Origin of the sequence: Shewanella inventionis, assembly GCF_019931735.1 — a bacterium.
In the GTDB taxonomy this organism is placed as follows: domain Bacteria; phylum Pseudomonadota; class Gammaproteobacteria; order Enterobacterales; family Shewanellaceae; genus Shewanella; species Shewanella inventionis.
Window position 1 is genome coordinate 4,181,953 of sequence record NZ_CP082926.1, and the last position, 19,316, is coordinate 4,201,268.

Consider the following 19,316-nt stretch of genomic DNA (forward strand, 5'->3'; position numbering starts at 1 on the left):
TTATCTCACTTGTGTTGCTGCATGTTGCCTGCAAGCTTGCCCGAATGCCTCGAAAATAGCCGAATAAAACGCATTTTCGGTTACTTTCCATTCAGGATGCCACTGGACACCTAATGCAAAATTTTTGGCATTTTTCACTGAAAATGCTTCAACTAATCCGTCTGGAGCAAATGCTTCTGGCTGTAACCCCTCACCTAGACGCTCCACGCCTTGAGTATGAACAGAGTTAACCTCTGCAGTGTCACAGCCCCATGCATCGTGAAGTAGCCCGCCAGCGACCAAATTAATTTGATGTGATGGCCCATATTGCACATCAAGAGCAGCATGCTTGTCTTCTCTATGTTCAATATATGTGCCAACTTCATGTAATTTTTGATACAGACTGCCGCCATACACCACATTCATTTCTTGAAAGCCACGGCAAATACCCAAAACAGGGATCCCCAAATCAATCGCGGCTTTAATTAACGGTAAGGTTGTAGCGTCACGCTTGGCGTCATGGTGAGTGCCTTCTTCACTAGGCAAGCCTTGATAATGATGAGGTTCTACATTGGATGGCGAACCTGTAAACAAAATGCCGTCGAGTCGAGAAAGTAAGCTTTCTGTTGGTAAATCAATACCTAAAGATGGGATAACTAAAGGAAAACCTTTAGCACCATTGACAACACTGAGTAAATATTTTTCACCCACGATATTAAACGGATGTAAGCCAATTTGATGATTACAGGCTATTACCCCAATAAGAGGAGGACTTGATTGAGACATATCTCACCTTTAGCAAAGAAGAGTGATGAACTTATTGTTTATGTGTTCATTTTTTCACACACTACACGCATTTTTTTAGCTAGGCAAGAGGAGATAAGATGATAAAAATAAAACCCCACAAAAACACATCAGTAACGTTTAACTGACCTCAGTATTAAAATAATTGTCCAGAGTTAAATGGCCATACTATGGTCTATATTGCACCATAATAGTGCTCAAAATGCACAGTAAAAGGGCTGTCATTGCTTTATATTATTTACACCTTCCTTACCGGCTGTAATGCTATGGCGTCCACTTTATGGAGTAAAAAACGTTATACTCATCAACGCATAAATGAGCAAAAAAATGAGTACATCACAGTAAAACAGTGTGAGTTAATTGCAGAAAAGGTGGGGGATAAAAGCGCTTTATTGTCATACCATTTCCATTAATTATGTGACCAATCAGAGTCGCTCAGACTGTTCAGTTTGAGGCGCATTGTTGAAATAATGGTTATTCCCTTCTAAGGCAATGCAACAAAGAAATGGACTGTCTGAGCGTCTCCTGCAAGGCGGGTTTCTGTGCCTTCTATGCTGCTTAATAGTATTTTGACGTAGAGCAACTATGCCTACAATCCTATTACTTGCCTAGAAGGCACAGAATTCCCGCTGAATGACCAGATAATTAGTGGAATTGGTATCAATTATCCCTTTTTGATGATGAGTTAAAAATCGGCTGGCGTGGTTGCGCTGACTAAACGGCAGGGTTCATCAAATGGATTTCGAAAACGGTGTGGCTGCTGGCTATTAAAATAATAACTGTCACCTTTTTCTAAAATAAACACTTCTTCGCCCACAGTGACTTCTAATTTGCCTTCTACAATGACCCCGCCTTCTTCGCCCTCATGTTGCAGCATGTCTGGACCGGTATCAGAATTAATGGGGTATGTTTCGCTCATTAAAGACATGGCACGATTAGGGTAATCTCGGCCGATTAACTTATAGACAAGATCACCCGTACCGATATCAAGTAATTCATTGGCACGATAAACCACTTTTTGATCGCCAATAGAACCATCATCTATTGAGAAAAAATCCACAAGTGACATTGGGATCCCAGCCAGCACTTTTTTTAGCGAGCTGACAGATGGGCTTACGCTGTTTTTTTCTATCATTGAAATTGTGCTATTAGTCACCCCAGCGCGTTTCGCTAACTCACGCTGTGATAAACCTTTCAACTTACGAACAGCTTTTAGGCTTGCACCAATGTCCAAATTCGTTCTCCTAGATTGGATAGGTAAATAATCATGTAACGTGTTGTAGATTATTAACACTTATACAACACTCAATATCAATTAATCACGTTAGCAGGCATAAATCAAAGGAATTGTATTTTACATCAAATAAGTGTTAAATAAAATGCACACCTTGTGCATCTTTTTTCCTTAATCGCTATTAGTTTTTACGTTATTGACCGCAAGAAAATCAATAACATGGAGTCTTTATGTCAGTAAAATCCCCTATTCACAGCCAACACTATCCAGACTCCTTTTATGTAGCGACGGCTAACAATCTATTTGAATACCCCAAATTAACAGAAAACATCAACGTCGATGTGTGCATTATTGGCGGAGGATTTAGTGGTATCAACACCGCCATTGAGCTAAGACAACGCGGCTATAGCGTCGCGTTATTAGAAGCAAAACGGATTGGTTGGGGTGCCTCCGGCCGCAATGGCGGTGAACTCATCCGCGGAATAGGTCATGATGCAAGCCAATTTAAAAACGAAATTGGTGAACAAGGCGTAAAATCAATTCAACAAATGGGGTTTGAGGCTGTTGAAATTGTGATTGATCGCATTAACGAGCACAGCATCGATTGCGATCTGCACATGGGCTATTGCGACCTTGCAGTAAAACCCAGGCACATGGATGATTTAGCCGAAGAATATCAAGATCTTAAAAACCAAGGTTATCAAAAACCAATTAAACTGCTAAATCGCAACCAAATTGGTGAGGTCATTGGCTCCAACTTTTACCAAGGCGCGCTTGTCGACATGGGCAGTGGCCATTTGCACCCGCTAAATTTAGCTTTAGGCGAGGCACGAGTCGCACGAGAGTTAGGCGCGCAATTATTTGAGTACAGCGCCGCTGAAAAAATCATTAAAGGTGATAAACCCAAAGTGATAACAGCGCAAGGTCAGGTAACCTGTGACTACTTAGTCATTGCTGGCAACGGTTATATCGGCAATACGTTAAGCCCTTACCTTGGCGGTAAAGTATTACCCACAGGCACGTATTTACTGGCTACTGAGCCTTTAACATCACAGCAATGTGCCAGTATTATTCCGCAAAATATGGCATTTGCAGACATGAGGGTAGCGTTAGATTATTTTCATTTATCAGCAGATCGCCGATTATTATTTGGCGGTTTATGCACCTATTCAGGCAAAGACCCCAAAAATATTGAAGCGGCTTTAAGACCCAATCTTGAAAAGGTATTTCCACAACTTAAAGGCGTTAAAATTGATTATGAGTGGGGCGGCATGATGGGTATTGGAGCTAACCGCATGCCACAAATAGGCCGTTTACCTGACGCCGCTAACATCTACTTTGCCCAGGCCTATGCTGGCCACGGCGTTAACGCCACCCACATGGCTGCAAGATTAATTGCCGAAGCCATTAGTCAACAGTCACAACGTATCGATGTGTTTAACGACATTAAACACATCACCTTTCCAGGCGGCCCAATGCTAAGATCACCGATGCTCGCAGCAGGTATGTTGTATCACAGAATGAAAGATTTACTCTAGAGTAGTTGGATTTGCTGCCGGCTGGCAAAGGGTCAACCTTTGCATCTTTTTTATGGCCTACGGCCACTAACATCGTGGCGCTTAGCCCACACCTGAGCAAGAGCAGCCAACGAAAGCAGGACGCTATTTTAGAAGCTACCTAACTCAGACTAAAGTGAGCTGTTTGTAATGGCCTGCGGCCACTAACGTCGTGGCGCTTCGCCCACACCAGACCAAGAGGAAACCAACGGCTGTTCCCTCTTGGAACTCCCAGCCGCCACATCAAAATTATCTGAAAAGCGATAATTTCGCGACGTGGTCAGATCCAGCTTTTAACTTCGTCTGAGTGTTCTTGAGCCTTATTCGTAATATGCTAACGCTTCAGATGGGGCGTCCCTTCCCCTCCAAAGCTAGCCAGACATCCATGTCTGGACTCACGTCATTTTCTTCAACGGCCTCAAGTTCAGAGTTGAATTTTGGCATTTCAAGCTGAAGCTTCTAACGCATTTATGGACAAAGCTTATTTGCTACTTTCACATCATCCAACTCTCACGTCGTCCCGGTAATGCTCTTGAGCCGGGACCCAGGTGTTTTACTTTTTATGGTTTTCGACCACTAACACTTCAGGCTGCAATTCCACCCTGAACGGCCAAATACGGCGTCGTCCCGGCAATGCTCTTGAGCCGGGATCCAGGTGTTTGTTTTACCACTAGGTATCAATACTCAAATGAAATCACTTCTATGACACGCGGTAAACCCATCCCTGGGCGCTCTGCGAAAACATCCATGTTTTCGAAGGTCATAGCCGCGATTACATCCGCCGTATGGTTGTCTACGATGCAACCTTGTTTGTTCTGAAAAATTTGACGTATTTATGGACAAAGCTTATTTGCTACTTTCACATCATCCAACTCTAACGTCGTCACGGTAATGCTCTTGAGCCGGGACCCAGGTGTTTTACTTTTTATGGTTTTCGGCCACTAACACTTCAGGCTGCAATTCCACCCTGCACGGCCAAATACGGCGTCGTCCCGGCAATGCTCTTGAGCCGGGATCCAGGTGTTTGTTTTACCACTAGGTATCGATACTCAATGAAATCACTTCTATGACACGCGGTAAACCCATCCATGGGCGCTCTACGAAAACATCCATGTTTTCGAAGGTCATAGCCGCGATTACATCCGCCGTATGGGTATCTTCGATGCAACCTTGTTTGTTATTTAAAGACTTCACGCATTTCTGGATAGGGATGTTTTATAACATTTAACTCAAAGAAACTAAGGTTTTAGGTATCGATACACAAATGAAATCACTTCTATGACACGCGGTAAACCCATCCATGGGCGCTCTACGAAAACATCCATGTTTTCGAAGGTCATAGCCGCGATTACATCCGCCGTATGGTTATCTTCGATGCAACCTTGTTTGTTACTGAAAAATCTAACGCATTTATGGACAAAGCTTCTTTGCCACTTTCACATCATCCAACTCTCACGTCGTCCCGGTAATGCTCTTGAGCCGGGATCCAGGTGTTTTACTTTTTATGGTTTTCGGCCACTAACACTTCAGGCTGCAATTCCACCCTGAACGGCCAAATACGGCGTCGTCCCGGCAATGCTTTTGAGCCGGGATCCAGGTGTTTGCTTTACCACTAGGTATCGATACTCAAATGAAATCACTTCTATGACACGCGGTAAACCCATCCATGGGCGCTCTACGAAAACATCCATGTTTTCGAAGGTCATAGCCGCGATTGCATCCTCCGTATGGTTGTCTTCGATACAACCTTGTTTGTTATTTAAAGATTTGACGCATTTATGGGCAAAAGCTTGAAAACTAACTTCTTGTCGTCTCAACTCTAACGTCGTCACGGTAAGGCTTTTAAGCCGAGCAAAATATGGCCACCCAACCCAACTGGTTATTAAAAGCACTAGGTAATGCCTTTGGAATCCTAAAAATAGCTATTTTTCAATAACAAGAGAATTTCTACAGTCTCAACGGATCTGTAATAGGTGTTTTTGTGGAACCTAGTTTGGGGGAAAGTGGCGAAGCCATCCTAAACGAAATGTATGCAAAAAAGCCCTTTTGACAGCCTTGTTAAAGTGTTACTTGGGAAAGCCACTGAAGCTCTCAGCCTTAAATCCCGATTTTAACCAACATGCCTCTTCAGAGGTAAATATGTTGGCCTGTGGTGCCATAGTTGGCAACTCATTAAGAGAACCTGCTGGCACAATTAATGAGGTTTTTGTTTTATTTATAAAAGGTACAGCTGAGCCACACACACTGCAAAAGGACTTTGAAAATTCCCTTGTCTCATGTTCATATTCAGTCACTTTCTCTTTACCCGCCAACCACTGAATATTATCAGGTTCAGTGAAGATGTTTGAAGCAAAGGCTGAGCCAGTTAGTTTCTGACATTGTTTGCAATGGCATTGATAGAACGCTTTAAAGTGATTCTCAACAGAAAACTTTACTGCTCCGCAAAGGCATTCTCCAGTTAATTTTTTACTCATTGATCATTCGTCCTATATTTCATCGGTGCCTTAAGCGGTGAGTAATTGCTGGCTAAAGGAAACGACGACGCAGCAAAAAGCCGACTGTTTTTTGTCCGTTTAATTGCCTTGTTATATTTTTAGTACCATAATCCAATATATATTGGTACTGCAAAGGTTTTACATTATGGCTAAGAATACAAGCGTAACATTAGGCGAACATTTTGATCAATTTATAAATCAGCAACTTAAATCAGGTCGTTATGGCTCAGCAAGTGAAGTTGTGCGTGCTGGTTTACGAGTTTTAGAAGATCAAGAAACAAAGATAATGAATTTACGCAATATGCTAACTGAAGGTGAAAACAGTGGCGTTACAGATTACTCGTATGATTCTTTGATTTCAGAGCTGGACCAAGATAGCCACTAATGTCGAAATTCGAATTATCAGGTAAAGCTAAAAGCGATTTAATAAAAGTAGCCAAGTATACTCAGTTAACTTGGGGAACAGCACAGCGAAATGATTATTTAAAACTGTTAGATAATACTTTCCATCAATTAGCCGATGAACCTATGCTGGGAGTTAATTGTGACTATATAAGTGAAGGTTATCGAAAACAGCCTCAGGGTAGTCACATAATTTATTATAAAGAACATAAAACAAACCAAATTTTAATTGTAAGAATATTACACAAAAGTATGGATGTTAACCGCGCTCTCTGAAATATAACGCCCCAAACAGCGCTGACATACACGTGCGATGTTTGAGCGTAAGCGAGTCGGCACGCACATTGAATCCGACTTAATTGCTTTGTTTGCGTGGTTTCAACATTGGTAATACTTCTGCTGTTTCGGTATCTAGCATTTCCAAAACGCTTTCAAAACCATGTATGGGTGACCAACCTAATTTGTCATGTGCGGACGATGAATCATACACACGGTCTAAGCTTTGAGGTAATTGCCAATTTCTTTGTCTAAATGCTAAGGCGATTTCAGGGCACTTACGTTTGATGACAGATCCAGCTTCAGTATATAGAGCTTGGCAATCAGAAAGATGAAAAGGTGTTCTACCTGAGATTATAAAACGATTAAAACCACTTAAGCGTTTTTCCGCAGCACATAAATGAGCATTTGCTACATCACGAGCATCAATACCACGAGTCAGACGAAATACTGCCATTAAATCCGCAGGCTCAGGAAAGCACCTCGACATTTGCAGCACAGTCACTGGAAGCTGAAACAGCTTTGAAATTTCTTCTAGCTTAGTTTCAGCAGCAATTTTACTTTTATGATAAATCGACTTGGGTTGCGGAGTAACTTGTTCATTAACCCAACCAGCAATACCTTTAGGCGTCGAAGCATAACCGTACAACGCAGTTGTACTGGTAAAAATAAAGTGCTTAATACCTGCTTTTACGCCAGCCAAAGCCAGTTTCTCAGTTGCGTCTACGTTGATTGATTGAAACTCTGAATCAGGCACTAAGCCAACATGAGGAGCATGAAGAGCGGCGGTATGAATGATCACATCAATATTTTCAAGAGCCCCACCAATCAGAGCACTATCACGAATATCACCAATGTAATCAGCTGTTGAGCACGGCGTTTTATCAATGCCGACTACGTCATGTGTTCGCATTAATTTAATATAGATTGCACGCCCTACTCTACCCGCAGAGCCTGTTACCAATATTCTCATTCACGGCACCTTACTAATTATTGACATCAAAGTAGCTAACGCCCGCGTCAACTGCCGGAGGCTACTGGCGCCTTTTGTGCGGCTTTTTTCACAAAAGGTGGCTGTGGCCGGAGATCAGATTGCACGAGCTTGTTAGACTCACTCACTTACATTCTCTTTTGCTTTTGTCTTATGAAAGAGAATCAATGCAGCTATAGTAGACACGCCCAGCACAAACATCATTTTAATTCGTTGGTCTTTCAGTTTTGCATTCAGATCTTCATTGTCATCCATATATAAAATGAAATCATCCATACTATCAAATAGCAGTTCACTTTTTTGCTTGGGTGTTCGACCCTCTAGCCAGTCGATGCCGTTAACATGATGGATAAACATTGAGTTTCTCGGTAATTCTGATGCGAAGATTTTAACATTATCGGGGAAGTACGTAGTAGAGATTTAGTCATTGCGTGCAATTTACGCTCTAGGCCAATTTTAAAAATCTAAATTTCAATATCTTAAAACAACCAAGTGCTAATGTTAAAAAACGGGATTAACTCATGCAAGCTAATCCCGTTTTGCTATTGTGCAAAGCACTTAAATTTAACGCTGATGACCTAGCACGGGTGTGCGTGGCGGTATAACACGTTTGTTACCCGTAGCCTCAAATGCACCGGCAAACTTGAGTAAGTTATTGTCGTCATAGGCTCGGCCTGCAAAGGTTAACCCAACAGGCATGCCAATATCGGCCATAATCCCCATTGGCACGGTTACCGTGGGTACGCCTAAATGACGGATAGCAAGGTTACCGTTAGCCACCCAGATACCGTTGCTCCAGGCGATGTCAGCAGATGCAGGATTAACATGCGCATCGGCTGGCCCTACATCGGCCACTGTTGGAAATAACACGGCATCAAGCTTCAGTTCGTCCATCCAGTCTTCTAAATCGAGCTTACGGGTTTTTTCTAAGCCGCGCAGACCATCGGGTACACTGTCGATTTGGTTATACGACTTAAGCCCTCTTTTGGCCATGTTGACGTACTCATCCATGCCTGCTGCAAGGTCGCCCTCACGGTTTGGCAAAGTGCCTAGATCATGTGGAAATATCAAATGGCCGTTTACATCAGCTAATTTGTTCAGTTTAGGGTCATTGTTGGCTCGCAAAAACTCATCAAAAGCCCAACCAGATAATGCCCAAAGCTCATCTTCAAGAAACTCTGGAGACACAATGCCGCGGTTAAATACCGTCGGAGCGCCAGGGCGATCGCCTTCGCAGTTAGACACTAACGGAAAATCGACTTCAATGACCTCTGCGCCAGCCGACTCAAGCGCCTTGCGGGCAGCTTCCCATAAGTCGATAACCGAAGCACGAGTATGAATACGTTGGCCAGTTGGGCCACCAATACCCGGATTTTCACTCGTGCCAGCCAACTCATCTTTATTAATGTACATACGCGGCACACCAAAGCGCTTGCCTTTGAGCGAGTCGGCACCGGCGGCAAGGTCTAAATAAGATGACGGGCGCACAGCTGATGCTTTAGGGATCTCAACCCAAGGTTGCAGACGCCATAGATCGCCGCGAGTGATAGGGTCGTCTGCCACAATAACATCGAGCACTTCAAGCATGTCAGCCATAGTACGAGTGTAAGGCACTACAACGTCCATAGTAGGGGTTAATGGCCAATTACCGCGTACTGAAATAACCCCTCGAGATGGGGTGTAGGCACATAGACCATTGTTTGATGCAGGCCCACGACCGCTTGACCATGTCTCTTCTGCTAAACCAAACGCAGAATAACTCGCCGCAGTCCCTGTGCCGGCACCGTTAGATGAGCCTGAAGCAAAAGGAGCGGTAAGATAATTAGCATTGTATGGGCTTTCGGCGCGGCCGTAATGACCACGCTGCATGCCACCATTTGCCATAGGCGGCATGTTAGTTTTACCTAAACAAATCGCACCCGCTCCGCGCAAACGCTCAACGGCAAAAGCATCGTATTGAGCAAGCAAGTCTTTAAATGCTGGGCTGCCAGATGCTGCAGTCAACCCTTTAACTAAGTAGCTGTCTTTAGCCGTGTAAGGAATACCATCAAGCGGGCTAAGGGGTTCACCACGCGCACGGCGGGCGTCAGATTCTTCTGCTTCCTTGAGCGCATCAGGATTACGAACCACCAGCGCATTGAGCTTGGTTTCTGTTGCTGGGCCGTCATATGCATCTGCCCGGGCAAAATAAGACTTCACCAACTCAACCGCCGTGGTGCGGCCAGATTCGAGGGCTGCACGCAACTCGGCAATAGAAACCTCAGTGACTTCAAACATGTTACGACCTCTCCTTGAAAGCCAATTGTGATGAAACAACAGTGACATAATGGGTCATTGCGTTCTCCTTGGGTTTACTTATTTTCCAGAGGGGATTTGTTGAGTAATACAATGGATATTACCGCCACCTAATAAAATCTCACGGGCAGGCACACCAACAATGTCATACTCAGGGAAAATCTCTTGTAATTTTTGTGCCGCAATATCGTCAGTTGCAGGGTCAAGTAGCGGGAACACAATACGATTATTGGTAATTAAAAAGTTCGCATATGAACCAGCTAAACGCTCACCTGCCATACGCGGTACACCAGTACCCTGTTCAACCCCTTGTGCTTCTTCTTCTGTGCAATACAAAGGGCCTGGTTGTGGCAATAAATGAATTTTCAGCTTACGGCCTTGTGCATCGACAGTGTTTTGCAAAATATCGAGCGCAGCTTTTGAACGAGGATATTGCGGATCGTTTTGATCATCGGTCCAATGTAAAATCACTTCACCTGGGCGAGCAAAACAACACATATTATCGATGTGTCCGTCGGTTTCATCCATGTATACGCCATCGGGTAACCAGATAAATTGCTTTACATTTAAATAGTCAGACAATAATGCTTCTATCTGCTCACGGCTCAAATCTGGGTTGCGGTTACTGTTAAGTAAACACTCAGCAGTGGTCATGCAGGTGCCTTCACCATCAACATGAATAGAGCCACCTTCAAGGATCAGCGGCGCTTGATAGCGCTCAAAACCATGCTGCTTTATCATTTGCTGCGCAACGAGTTCGTCTTTATCCCAAGGAAAATATAAGCCGCCGTTATGGCCGCCCCAGGCATTAAAACCCCAATCGATTCCACGACATTCACCTTTGTCATTAACGACAACGGTTGGGCCTGTATCGCGGGCCCAACAATCGTTACTGTCTATTTCGACTAGGGTAACGTGAGCAGGCATGACTGTTTTAGCCTCTGCTAAAAATGCCTTAGGCACCCCCATGAATACGGGAGTCACTGCGCCTATCGCATCGGCTACTTTGGCAAATGTTGCCTGAGCATAAGCGCCTGCAGAGCGCCAGTTATCAGGGCGATATGGCCAAAGCATCCACACAGCTTGTTGCGCAGCCCACTCGGCTGGCATGCTAAAACCATCCTGTACAGGCTTAGTGGTTAACTGCGTGGCTTGCATAGTCACGTTTGTCATGAATTTTGTCTCCAGTAATGCTTAAAACTATAAAGGTGTGCGCCACTGCGTGGGCGCAAAAATTGAAATACACCAAACATTAATCAAATGAATCAATCGAATTTCCGCATTTACCACGCGGGTCTAAGCCACATTAACGCATCCTACTAGAAGTCGCTTAGCGTTTTAAAAATACAGTTGCATATCATATCATTTAAGGCGGCTTACACTAAATAGTTGTGTGCCAAAATGGGTAGGCTAAAACAGGCGATACAGCATTAATACCACCACAAATAGCCAAGATGATATTAAGCAGATGTGGCTAACCTTGGTTTATACCAGCGAGGTTTTGCAAAGAGGGAGATAACAAGCCAAAAGCGCCCTCTTTGCACTCAACACTATTTACAAATACTTACTCGATTGGCAGCGTGGCATCACCGCCCCATACCGCCCATGAACCATCGTATAATGCGGCTTGGTGATGGCCTGCAACATAGGAGGCTAAAATCAAAATACATGCAGTGATACCAGAGCCACAACTAAACACCCGTTGGGCATTATTGCTGGTATCAAGGTTGGCAAAAATGGTGTGTAGCTCTTTAGTCGACTTCATTTTAAAGCCGCTTAGCACCTGGGCAAACGGTAAGTTTAACGAGCCAGGAATATGCCCACTGCGCATACCAACACGCGGCTCAGGTGATGTGCCATTAAAACGCCCTGCTGCGCGAGCATCAATAATATCCACATTAGCGTGGCCAAGGTGAGTTAATACAAATTCGGTGTCGCATACTTTATGTTGCAATAAACGCCCTTTTATATCGCCAGCCTGAGTTGGGCTGGCAAATTGGCGAACCGTGTCTTTACCTTCAGCGCGCCACTGCGGCAACCCGCCATCAAGCACAAACACTTTTTCAAATCCCATGGCTTTAAACGTCCACCAGGCGCGAGGGGCAGAATAGATCCCCTGATCATCGTAAATCACCACTGTGCTGTTATGAGTAATACCCAATGTTTTAGCCGCCTCGGTAAATTGTTCAGGCGTTGGCATGGCATGGGTTTGCGGTGAGTGATGCTCGAAAAAAAGCTTATCCAGTTGGCATGATATTGCACCAGGTATAACGTATAGCTCATCATAAACAAGGGGCTCTTTACCTAATACAACTTCCATGCTGGCATCGAGTATAACGAGATCGGGATCTTCAAGATGTAACGCCAGCCAATCTGTGGTCACTAAAGGAGAATTCACATTAAACCTCTCTATTAATTACGATAAAAACTCAACCCAATTAACCCTAACTCAGGCAGCAACACCTCGCTTTTTGTCGAGGATACCTTGAGTTAAGCCACTTAAATAACTAAATAAAATAATCCCAACTGCATCGGCAGCTAAGTCGATGATGTCTAACGTTCTTGATGGAATAAAGCCCTGACTAATCTCTTCAAACAGAACAAATATTGACACTAGCACAGCACCGTAATAAAGCGGAATACGTCCAAGCGTAAAGTGTCGACTCTGTAACGCTAAATTGGCCACAAAAGTTAACAGTCCAAATAACAGCATATGGCCCAGTTTATCGCCATATGGAATGTGGCGGATTAAATCAAAAAACATACTGTGGCCACCAGTGTTGGCTAAATAAATGATCCAAATGATAAAACAGAAAAAAATCACTGCTACCGCGAGTGATAATCGAGAAAATTGAGTATGGGTCATGTCGCATCATCCATGCATAACGGTTGAAGTTTTAGATAAGGATCGAAATTTGAGTCTACGCGAATACAACAAAAAGAGGCGTTAATTTTACTTAATAAAAAAGCCCTTTATTGCTAAAGGGCTTTGTTTACATCACAGGCAGAATGATGACTATAAAGCAATCCAGGTCGCTTTGATTTCGGTGTATTTGTCAAAGGCATGTAATGACTTATCACGGCCATTACCCGACTGCTTATAACCTCCGAATGGTGCTGTCATGTCGCCGCCATCGTAATGGTTAATCCACACCATACCACTACGTAACGCCTTAGCGGTTTTATGCGCCTTACTTAAATTTGATGTCCACACCCCTGCGGCTAAACCGTAAATGGTGTCGTTGGCAATCTTAATTGCTTCGTCCATGCCATCAAATTCAATAACCGATAATACGGGGCCAAAAATCTCTTCGCAGGCAATGCGCATGTCATTTTTAACATTACTAAAAATGGTTGGCTGTACATACATACCGCCGGTGTCAGACATCACCTGCTTACCGCCATCAACCAAAGTAGCACCTTGCTCACTACCGGCTTTAATGTAATTAAGTACATTAGTTAACTGTTGCTGATCAACCATCGCGCCACACGTGGTTTTGGGGTCGAGCGGATGTCCGGGTTGCCAGCCTTTTAATTCGTCAATAATCAGTTTAATTAACTCGTCTTTAACGCCCGACTCCACTAATAATCTAGAGCCTGCGGTACAAACTTCACCCTGGTTAAACGCAATGGCCACTGCGGCAGCTTCTGCGGCGGCTTTTAAATCTGGCGCATCGTTAAACACTATATTGGGGCTCTTGCCACCAGCCTCTAACCACACGCGCTTCATGTTCGACTCGCCAGCGTAAATCATTAATTGTTTTGCAATTTTAGTTGATCCAGTAAACACTAAGGTATCTACGTCCATGTGTAAGGCTAATGCTTTACCCACGGTATGACCAAAACCGGGTAACACATTTAATACGCCTGCTGGGATCCCCGCCTCTAGGGCTAACTGAGCCATACGAATGGCCGTTAATGGCGACTTTTCTGATGGCTTTAAAATAACACTGTTACCGGTTGCGAGTGATGGGCCTAACTTCCAACATGCCATAATCATGGGAAAATTCCATGGAACAATCGCAGCAACCACTCCCACGGCTTCGCGGGTGATCATGCCAATCTCGTTATGTGCAGTAGGGGCTATTTCATCGTAAACTTTGTCGATTGCTTCACCAGACCAACGAATGGCCCGCGCCGCGCCCACAACATCAACGCCTTTTGAATGCTGAATGGGTTTACCCATGTCTAGGGTTTCAAGTAGTGCGAGTTCGTCGGCATTGGCTTCGAGTAAATCAGCAAATTTTATCATGACTTGCTTACGCTTAACCGGCGGTAAATTTGCCCAGGTACCGGCTTCAAATACCTCGCGAGCTTTGGCAACAGCTAGATTGGCGTCTTCTAAATCACAACTGGCCACTTTGGCCAGCAATCTACCATCAATTGGGCTAATGCAATCAAACGTTTCGCCAGACGCAGCAGATTGATATTGACCATTAATAAAGGCATTACCATTAATTTGTAAGCTGGCTGCCAGTGCTTCCCAATCGCTACGACTTGTTGGAGTACTCATTGTGACCTCGAAATAATATATAGATTGATAAGCACCGCGCCATGTGATGCTAAACAAGAATGCAGTGCCGAGTTATACCAATCAGCAATCTCTGAGCACTTATTTATCCTGATTGGTATTAAATAGCGCTATTGAGCACAACACCTTACTGAATACTGTCATCTGATTATGCTTAACAGCAAGAGATTTTCAATATATTTTACAAAATCGCCCTATTTAGTTTAAATAAATGCACAAAACACTTTTACGTTCATTATTTTTGACATAGCATAGCAAATATTCATCACTCATTATTTAACCAGTATGCGGTGAATAAACCATTGTAGCTACCAATTTAGAGTCAAAATATGAGCGAATATCAGCAAAATGGAACCGGCGATCCATCGCAAATAAGACCTAACATGGCCCATTTTTGGATGCCATTTACCGCAAACAAACAATTTAAAGCAAATCCACGCTTGTTAGTGTCGGCCCAGGGAATGTATTACACCGACATTGACGGCAATAAAGTGCTCGATGCAACAGCAGGATTATGGTGTTGTAATGCCGGGCACGGTAGAGCAGAAATCTCTGAGGCGGTCAGTAAGCAAATAATCCAGATGGACTATGCACCCTCGTTTCAAATGGGTCATCCATTGGCGTTTGAATTAGCGCATAAACTCAGTGAAATGAGCCCTGATGGCCTGGACCATGTGTTTTTTACCAATTCTGGATCAGAGTCTGTTGATACGGCCCTCAAAATGGCACTTTGTTATCATCGAGCCAATGGTCAAGCAAGCCGAACACGCTTTATTGGCCGCGAGTTAGGCTACCACGGTGTTGGTTTTGGCGGAATTTCTGTTGGTGGTATCAGTAATAACCGTAAAACCTTTAGCCAGCAACTTCTGCCCGGTGTAGATCACCTACCTCATACCCTCGACATTGCCAACAACGCCTTTAGCCATGGCCTCCCGCCGCACGGTTTAGATAAGGCCGACGTGCTTGAGCAGCTCATTACCTTACACGGCGCTGAAAACATTGCCGCCGTCATCGTTGAACCCATGTCTGGTTCTGCCGGGGTTATTTTACCTCCACAGGGATACCTTAAACGCCTGCGCGAAATCACCCAAAAGCACGGTATCTTATTAATATTTGATGAAGTCATTACCGGCTTTGGCCGTGTGGGAGCCGCTTTTGCCAGTGAGCGCTGGCAAGTCACGCCAGACATTATCACCACCGCCAAAGCCATAAACAATGGCGCGATCCCAATGGGCGCCGTGTTTGTCAGCAATGCCATTCACGACACCTGCATGGCAGGCCCAGACGAGTTAATTGAGTTTTTTCATGGTTACACGTATTCCGGCCACCCCGTTGCCGCAGCATCAGCACTAGCCACCTTGTCTATTTATGAAAACGAAAAGCTGTTTGAACGCGCAAAAAGCCTCGAAGCTTACTTTGAGCAGGCAGTACATAGCCTTAAAGGCTTGCCCAATGTGATTGATATTCGCAACACAGGCCTGGTTGCCGGCATTCAATTTGCCCCAAGTGATAAAGGCGTGGGTAAACGGGGCTACGCCATATTTGACCATTGCTTTAGAAACGGCGCGCTAGTGCGCGCAACGGCAGATATCATTGCCCTATCGCCGCCATTAATTGTCGAAAAATCACACATAGATGACATGGTCAATCAACTTGCCGACGCCATCATCGCAGCCGGATAAGCCATTAAATACCGATAAGGACAGAGTTCATGCTTACCATCAGCCATTATTTAAATGGGCAATGCACCCAAGCTAGTCAGCGCACGCAAACGATTTACGACCCAGCAACAGGTGAGGCTCGCGGCCAGGTGTCGCTAGCAAGTCAGGCAGAAGTAGCCGCTGCTATTGCTGTTGCTAAAACCGCGTTTGACAGTTGGTCACAAGTTACCCCGCTTAATCGGGCTAGAGTGTTATTTAACTTTAAAGCGTTAGTTGAGCAGCATGTCGATAAGTTAGCAGAACTGATTACCCTAGAGCATGGCAAAGTGCTTGATGACGCCAAAGGCGAAATTACCCGCGGGCTTGAAGTGGTTGAATTTGCCTGTGGTATTCCGCACTTATTAAAAGGCGAACACACCCAACAAGTCGGTGGCGGCGTTGACGCATGGTCGGTTAATCAAGCATTAGGTGTTGTGGCCGGTATTGCGCCATTTAATTTCCCGGTAATGGTACCGATGTGGATGTTCCCGATTGCTATCGCCTGCGGCAACACCTTTATTATGAAACCGTCTGAAAAAGACCCTAGCTCAGTCATGTTCATTGCTGAATTACTCAAACAGGCAGGTTTACCAGATGGAGTGTTTAACGTCGTCAACGGCGATAAAGAAGCGGTCGATGCCCTGCTCACTCACCCAGATATTAAAGCCGTGAGTTTTGTAGGCTCAACCCCAATTGCCGAATACATCTACACCACGGCATCTGCTCACGGTAAACGAGTGCAAGCATTGGGCGGAGCAAAAAATCACATGTTATTAATGCCCGATGCTGATTTAGATCAAGCTGTTAATGCACTAATGGGTGCAGCATATGGTAGTGCGGGTGAACGATGCATGGCCATTTCTGTCGTGCTGGCAGTGGGTGATGTGGGCGACAAACTGGTCGATAAATTATTACCGCAAATTAGCGCCTTAAAAGTGGGGAGTGGCATCACACCAGAAATGGACATGGGACCACTTATTTCAGCGCAGCATTTAGCCAAAGTTCGCAGCTACGTTGAAGCCGGTATTAATGAAGGGGCAACATTGCTGGTCGATGGGCGCGACATCAGCATTAGCGATCATCAGCAAGGTTACTTTTTAGGCGCCTGCTTATTTGACCATGTCACCCCGCAAATGAGCATTTACCAGCAAGAAATTTTTGGCCCTGTGCTGGCCATTGTGCGAGTAGACAATTATGCCGACGCATTAGCACTCATTAATCAGCACGAGTTTGGTAATGGCACGGCCATTTTCACTCAAAGTGGTCAGGTTGCACGGCATTTTTGCCATCATGTTGAAGTGGGTATGGTTGGGGTAAACCTGCCAATCCCTGTGCCAATGGCCTTTCATAGCTTTGGTGGCTGGAAGCGCTCACTATTTGGGCCGCTACACATGCATGGGCCTGATGGTGTGCGTTTTTATACTAAGCGCAAAGCCATTACCGCCCGTTGGCCACAAGCGAAAATCGACAGTAACGAACCATCGGCCTTTATTATGCCGACCATGAAGTAAGTGAGCATCATGAATAAATACATAAGCGATATCACCCTATTTAGTGGCCAATCTACCGAGGTTGAGTCGTATTACTTAGCCGATGAAAAACGTATCACAGGTAACCCACTTCAGTCAGTACAAAATCATTTCGAAAGTCCCTGCAAACAATTTAATGTTGGGATATGGCAAAGCGAAGCTGGCAGTTGGAATGTAAATTACAGCGAATATGAATATTGCGACATACTCGAAGGTAGCAGCATGATCACCGACAGCCAGGGCAAGAGTTTAACGGTTAAAGCTGGCGATAAATTTGTTATACCCGCGGGCTTTATTGGCACGTGGGAAGTCATTGAACATTGTAAAAAAATCTACGTAATGTTTGAGCAGCAACCTGCACAAACATAACGTTTAACCGCCATGCGGTACAGACAAAACCTAGGTATGAGTTTTGCTTCTGATATGTGGCATACGCAGTGGCTAAAAATCATCAATACTAGCTGCTGTACTTTATGTAAATGGAGATAATATCGTGTCGACAACATTTAAAAGAACGCGAATTGCACTGTTAAGCGGATTAACACTATCAGCTACCCTGCTTGCACCTCTTGCTATGGCAGAAGTGTCTGGCGCGGTAAGCGTGACTAACGATTACCGCTTTCGTGGTGTATCACAAACTGCAGGCGACCCAGCACTGCAAGCCAACATTGACTGGAGCCACGATAGCGGCTTTTTTGTAGGTGCCTGGGGCAGTAATGTCGACTTTGATGAGCCAGGTTATAATGGCCCGGACGTTGAAGTAGATCTCTATGCAGGTTACTACGGCGAAATTAACGATGACACCAGTTATGACCTAACGCTTTACCGTTACAACTACCCAGGTGACAGTGAGTTAGACTATTTAGAAGTCAGCGCGGGTATCGATTTTAATGGTTTTAGAGCCGCATACTGGTATACCGATGATTATGGCGGAAGTGATTTAGCCCTTCATTACACTGAAATTAACTACAGCTGGGGATTTGCCGAAGATTGGAGCCTAGACTTACATTATGGCTATAACTTTGGCGACGCCATTGATGACGGTGAAGGCTTTGACAGCTACTCAGATTACTCTATTGGCGTATCAACAGAGTTTAGCGGCTTTGCGGTTTCTGTGGCGTACCTAGACACGGATATCGATGGTGATTATGAAGTTAACTCTGGGGTTTATAAAAACTCTGGCACCTTATTAGCTAGCGTGAGCTATGCATTTTAAGCGTAATGAATAAGCCCATGGGCTATATGGTATATCGATAAAAACCGCCATTGGCGGTTTTTTATCAAGTTTAGCATTACTTTACTGCCACACCCTGGCCTTGTGCCTGTTGCTTTACCCCTTGCCAACCATCAGCAATGTGATTGAGTTGCTGGCTACGTTGTGGAAATTGGTGAGCAAGCCCGCGCATTAATTTAGTTTAAATTTCACAGATTTCGGTCCAACGCGCTGCATTAGAGATAGGCATAAATTTGTCCTTAAATTAATTATAACGTCCATATTGACCTAATAAATGTGTCACAAAATAT

Annotated in this window: 19 protein-coding genes; 7 read left to right on the top strand and 12 right to left on the bottom strand. The window is 44.5% G+C overall.

Annotation, left to right across the window (positions count from 1 at the left end; translation table 11 throughout):
- Both K8B83_RS18670 and K8B83_RS18675 read right to left on the bottom strand, forming a co-directional pair.
- The gene (locus K8B83_RS18670) at nt 1-765 is read right to left on the bottom strand and encodes a gamma-glutamyl-gamma-aminobutyrate hydrolase family protein (RefSeq protein WP_188740125.1); all 765 of its coding nucleotides are present in this window, start codon (nt 763-765) and stop codon (nt 1-3) included.
- A 703-nt stretch (nt 766-1,468) separates the two neighbouring features.
- Nucleotides 1,469-2,017 (bottom strand): cupin domain-containing protein, encoded by a 549-nt coding sequence (locus K8B83_RS18675; RefSeq protein ID WP_188740126.1) that lies wholly within the window; start codon nt 2,015-2,017, stop codon nt 1,469-1,471.
- Nucleotides 2,018-2,247: 230 nt separating this feature from the next.
- Between K8B83_RS18675 and K8B83_RS18680 the strand changes: the two genes are divergently transcribed.
- A complete protein-coding gene (locus K8B83_RS18680) occupies nt 2,248-3,555 on the top strand; it encodes an NAD(P)/FAD-dependent oxidoreductase (protein ID WP_223418650.1) in 1,308 nt (435 codons plus the stop codon).
- A gap of 1,053 nt (nt 3,556-4,608) precedes the next feature.
- On the opposite strand, the gene K8B83_RS18685 is transcribed toward K8B83_RS18680, so the two are convergent.
- The 3 genes from K8B83_RS18685 to K8B83_RS18695 all read right to left on the bottom strand — a co-directional run bounded on the left by K8B83_RS18685 (nt 4,609) and on the right by K8B83_RS18695 (nt 6,047).
- Complete coding sequence (locus tag K8B83_RS18685; protein ID WP_188740128.1) at nt 4,609-4,767, bottom strand: hypothetical protein; 159 nt, start codon at nt 4,765-4,767, stop codon at nt 4,609-4,611.
- A 332-nt stretch (nt 4,768-5,099) separates the two neighbouring features.
- On the bottom strand, nt 5,100-5,279 hold the full coding sequence (locus tag K8B83_RS18690; RefSeq protein ID WP_188740129.1) for a hypothetical protein: 180 nt from the start codon (nt 5,277-5,279) through the stop codon (nt 5,100-5,102).
- Nucleotides 5,280-5,639: 360 nt separating this feature from the next.
- Nucleotides 5,640-6,047 (bottom strand): GFA family protein, encoded by a 408-nt coding sequence (locus K8B83_RS18695; RefSeq protein ID WP_188740130.1) that lies wholly within the window; start codon nt 6,045-6,047, stop codon nt 5,640-5,642.
- Between the two features lie 166 nt (nt 6,048-6,213).
- Between K8B83_RS18695 and K8B83_RS18700 the strand changes: the two genes are divergently transcribed.
- Nucleotides 6,214-6,453 carry a type II toxin-antitoxin system ParD family antitoxin gene (locus tag K8B83_RS18700; RefSeq protein ID WP_188740131.1) on the top strand — a complete coding sequence of 80 codons (240 nt, stop codon included), beginning with the start codon at nt 6,214-6,216 and terminating at the stop codon, nt 6,451-6,453.
- Nucleotides 6,453-6,746, top strand: a complete 294-nt coding sequence (locus K8B83_RS18705; RefSeq protein ID WP_188740132.1) for a type II toxin-antitoxin system RelE/ParE family toxin — start codon at nt 6,453-6,455, stop codon at nt 6,744-6,746. Before K8B83_RS18700 ends, K8B83_RS18705 begins: the two co-directional genes overlap by 1 nt.
- Nucleotides 6,747-6,825: 79 nt before the next feature.
- Here the strand turns inward: K8B83_RS18705 and K8B83_RS18710 are convergent, their stop codons facing one another.
- From K8B83_RS18710 to K8B83_RS18740, 7 genes are all read right to left on the bottom strand, one after another.
- Nucleotides 6,826-7,719 (bottom strand): NAD-dependent epimerase/dehydratase family protein, encoded by an 894-nt coding sequence (locus K8B83_RS18710; protein ID WP_188740133.1) that lies wholly within the window; start codon nt 7,717-7,719, stop codon nt 6,826-6,828.
- 138 nt (nt 7,720-7,857) lie between these two features.
- Nucleotides 7,858-8,094 carry a hypothetical protein gene (locus K8B83_RS18715; RefSeq protein ID WP_188740144.1) on the bottom strand — a complete coding sequence of 79 codons (237 nt, stop codon included), beginning with the start codon at nt 8,092-8,094 and terminating at the stop codon, nt 7,858-7,860.
- A gap of 207 nt (nt 8,095-8,301) precedes the next feature.
- Nucleotides 8,302-10,014, bottom strand: coding sequence for an amidase (locus K8B83_RS18720; protein WP_188740134.1), 1,713 nt, complete (start codon nt 10,012-10,014; stop codon nt 8,302-8,304).
- A gap of 78 nt (nt 10,015-10,092) precedes the next feature.
- Nucleotides 10,093-11,205 carry an agmatine deiminase gene (aguA, locus tag K8B83_RS18725; RefSeq protein ID WP_188740135.1) on the bottom strand — a complete coding sequence of 371 codons (1,113 nt, stop codon included), beginning with the start codon at nt 11,203-11,205 and terminating at the stop codon, nt 10,093-10,095.
- Nucleotides 11,206-11,596: 391 nt separating this feature from the next.
- Entirely contained in the window at nt 11,597-12,430 is an 834-nt protein-coding gene (locus K8B83_RS18730; protein WP_188740136.1) for a sulfurtransferase, read from the bottom strand.
- A 51-nt stretch (nt 12,431-12,481) separates the two neighbouring features.
- Nucleotides 12,482-12,898, bottom strand: a complete 417-nt coding sequence (locus K8B83_RS18735) for a VanZ family protein (protein ID WP_188740137.1) — start codon at nt 12,896-12,898, stop codon at nt 12,482-12,484.
- A gap of 150 nt (nt 12,899-13,048) precedes the next feature.
- Nucleotides 13,049-14,545, bottom strand: a complete 1,497-nt coding sequence (locus tag K8B83_RS18740; protein ID WP_188740138.1) for an aldehyde dehydrogenase — start codon at nt 14,543-14,545, stop codon at nt 13,049-13,051.
- Nucleotides 14,546-14,892: 347 nt separating this feature from the next.
- Between K8B83_RS18740 and K8B83_RS18745 the strand changes: the two genes are divergently transcribed.
- From K8B83_RS18745 to K8B83_RS18760, 4 genes are all read left to right on the top strand, one after another.
- Nucleotides 14,893-16,245, top strand: coding sequence for an aspartate aminotransferase family protein (locus K8B83_RS18745; protein ID WP_223418651.1), 1,353 nt, complete (start codon nt 14,893-14,895; stop codon nt 16,243-16,245).
- Nucleotides 16,246-16,274: 29 nt separating this feature from the next.
- The gene (locus tag K8B83_RS18750) at nt 16,275-17,774 is read left to right on the top strand and encodes a CoA-acylating methylmalonate-semialdehyde dehydrogenase (RefSeq protein WP_223418653.1); all 1,500 of its coding nucleotides are present in this window, start codon (nt 16,275-16,277) and stop codon (nt 17,772-17,774) included.
- 9 nt (nt 17,775-17,783) lie between these two features.
- Nucleotides 17,784-18,161, top strand: coding sequence for a cupin domain-containing protein (locus K8B83_RS18755; RefSeq protein ID WP_223418655.1), 378 nt, complete (start codon nt 17,784-17,786; stop codon nt 18,159-18,161).
- 124 nt (nt 18,162-18,285) lie between these two features.
- Nucleotides 18,286-19,008: a TorF family putative porin gene (locus tag K8B83_RS18760; protein WP_223418657.1), complete on the top strand. Its 723-nt coding sequence runs from the start codon at nt 18,286-18,288 to the stop codon at nt 19,006-19,008.
- Nucleotides 19,009-19,316: the final 308 nt, after the last annotated feature.

What these genes read in the sequence shown, in the direction of transcription:
- K8B83_RS18670 (WP_188740125.1), bottom strand. Translation starts at nt 765, where the DNA reads ATGTCTCAATCAAGTCCTCCTCTTATTGGGGTAATAGCCTGTAATCAT.
- K8B83_RS18680 (WP_223418650.1), top strand. Translation starts at nt 2,248, where the DNA reads ATGTCAGTAAAATCCCCTATTCACAGCCAACACTATCCAGACTCCTTT.
- K8B83_RS18690 (WP_188740129.1), bottom strand. Translation starts at nt 5,279, where the DNA reads ATGACCTTCGAAAACATGGATGTTTTCGTAGAGCGCCCATGGATGGGT.
- K8B83_RS18695 (WP_188740130.1), bottom strand. Translation starts at nt 6,047, where the DNA reads ATGAGTAAAAAATTAACTGGAGAATGCCTTTGCGGAGCAGTAAAGTTT.
- K8B83_RS18700 (WP_188740131.1), top strand. Translation starts at nt 6,214, where the DNA reads ATGGCTAAGAATACAAGCGTAACATTAGGCGAACATTTTGATCAATTT.
- K8B83_RS18705 (WP_188740132.1), top strand. Translation starts at nt 6,453, where the DNA reads ATGTCGAAATTCGAATTATCAGGTAAAGCTAAAAGCGATTTAATAAAA.
- K8B83_RS18710 (WP_188740133.1), bottom strand. Translation starts at nt 7,719, where the DNA reads ATGAGAATATTGGTAACAGGCTCTGCGGGTAGAGTAGGGCGTGCAATC.
- K8B83_RS18715 (WP_188740144.1), bottom strand. Translation starts at nt 8,094, where the DNA reads ATGTTTATCCATCATGTTAACGGCATCGACTGGCTAGAGGGTCGAACA.
- K8B83_RS18720 (WP_188740134.1), bottom strand. Translation starts at nt 10,014, where the DNA reads ATGTTTGAAGTCACTGAGGTTTCTATTGCCGAGTTGCGTGCAGCCCTC.
- aguA (WP_188740135.1), bottom strand. Translation starts at nt 11,205, where the DNA reads ATGACAAACGTGACTATGCAAGCCACGCAGTTAACCACTAAGCCTGTA.
- K8B83_RS18735 (WP_188740137.1), bottom strand. Translation starts at nt 12,898, where the DNA reads ATGACCCATACTCAATTTTCTCGATTATCACTCGCGGTAGCAGTGATT.
- K8B83_RS18740 (WP_188740138.1), bottom strand. Translation starts at nt 14,545, where the DNA reads ATGAGTACTCCAACAAGTCGTAGCGATTGGGAAGCACTGGCAGCCAGC.
- K8B83_RS18745 (WP_223418651.1), top strand. Translation starts at nt 14,893, where the DNA reads ATGAGCGAATATCAGCAAAATGGAACCGGCGATCCATCGCAAATAAGA.
- K8B83_RS18750 (WP_223418653.1), top strand. Translation starts at nt 16,275, where the DNA reads ATGCTTACCATCAGCCATTATTTAAATGGGCAATGCACCCAAGCTAGT.
- K8B83_RS18755 (WP_223418655.1), top strand. Translation starts at nt 17,784, where the DNA reads ATGAATAAATACATAAGCGATATCACCCTATTTAGTGGCCAATCTACC.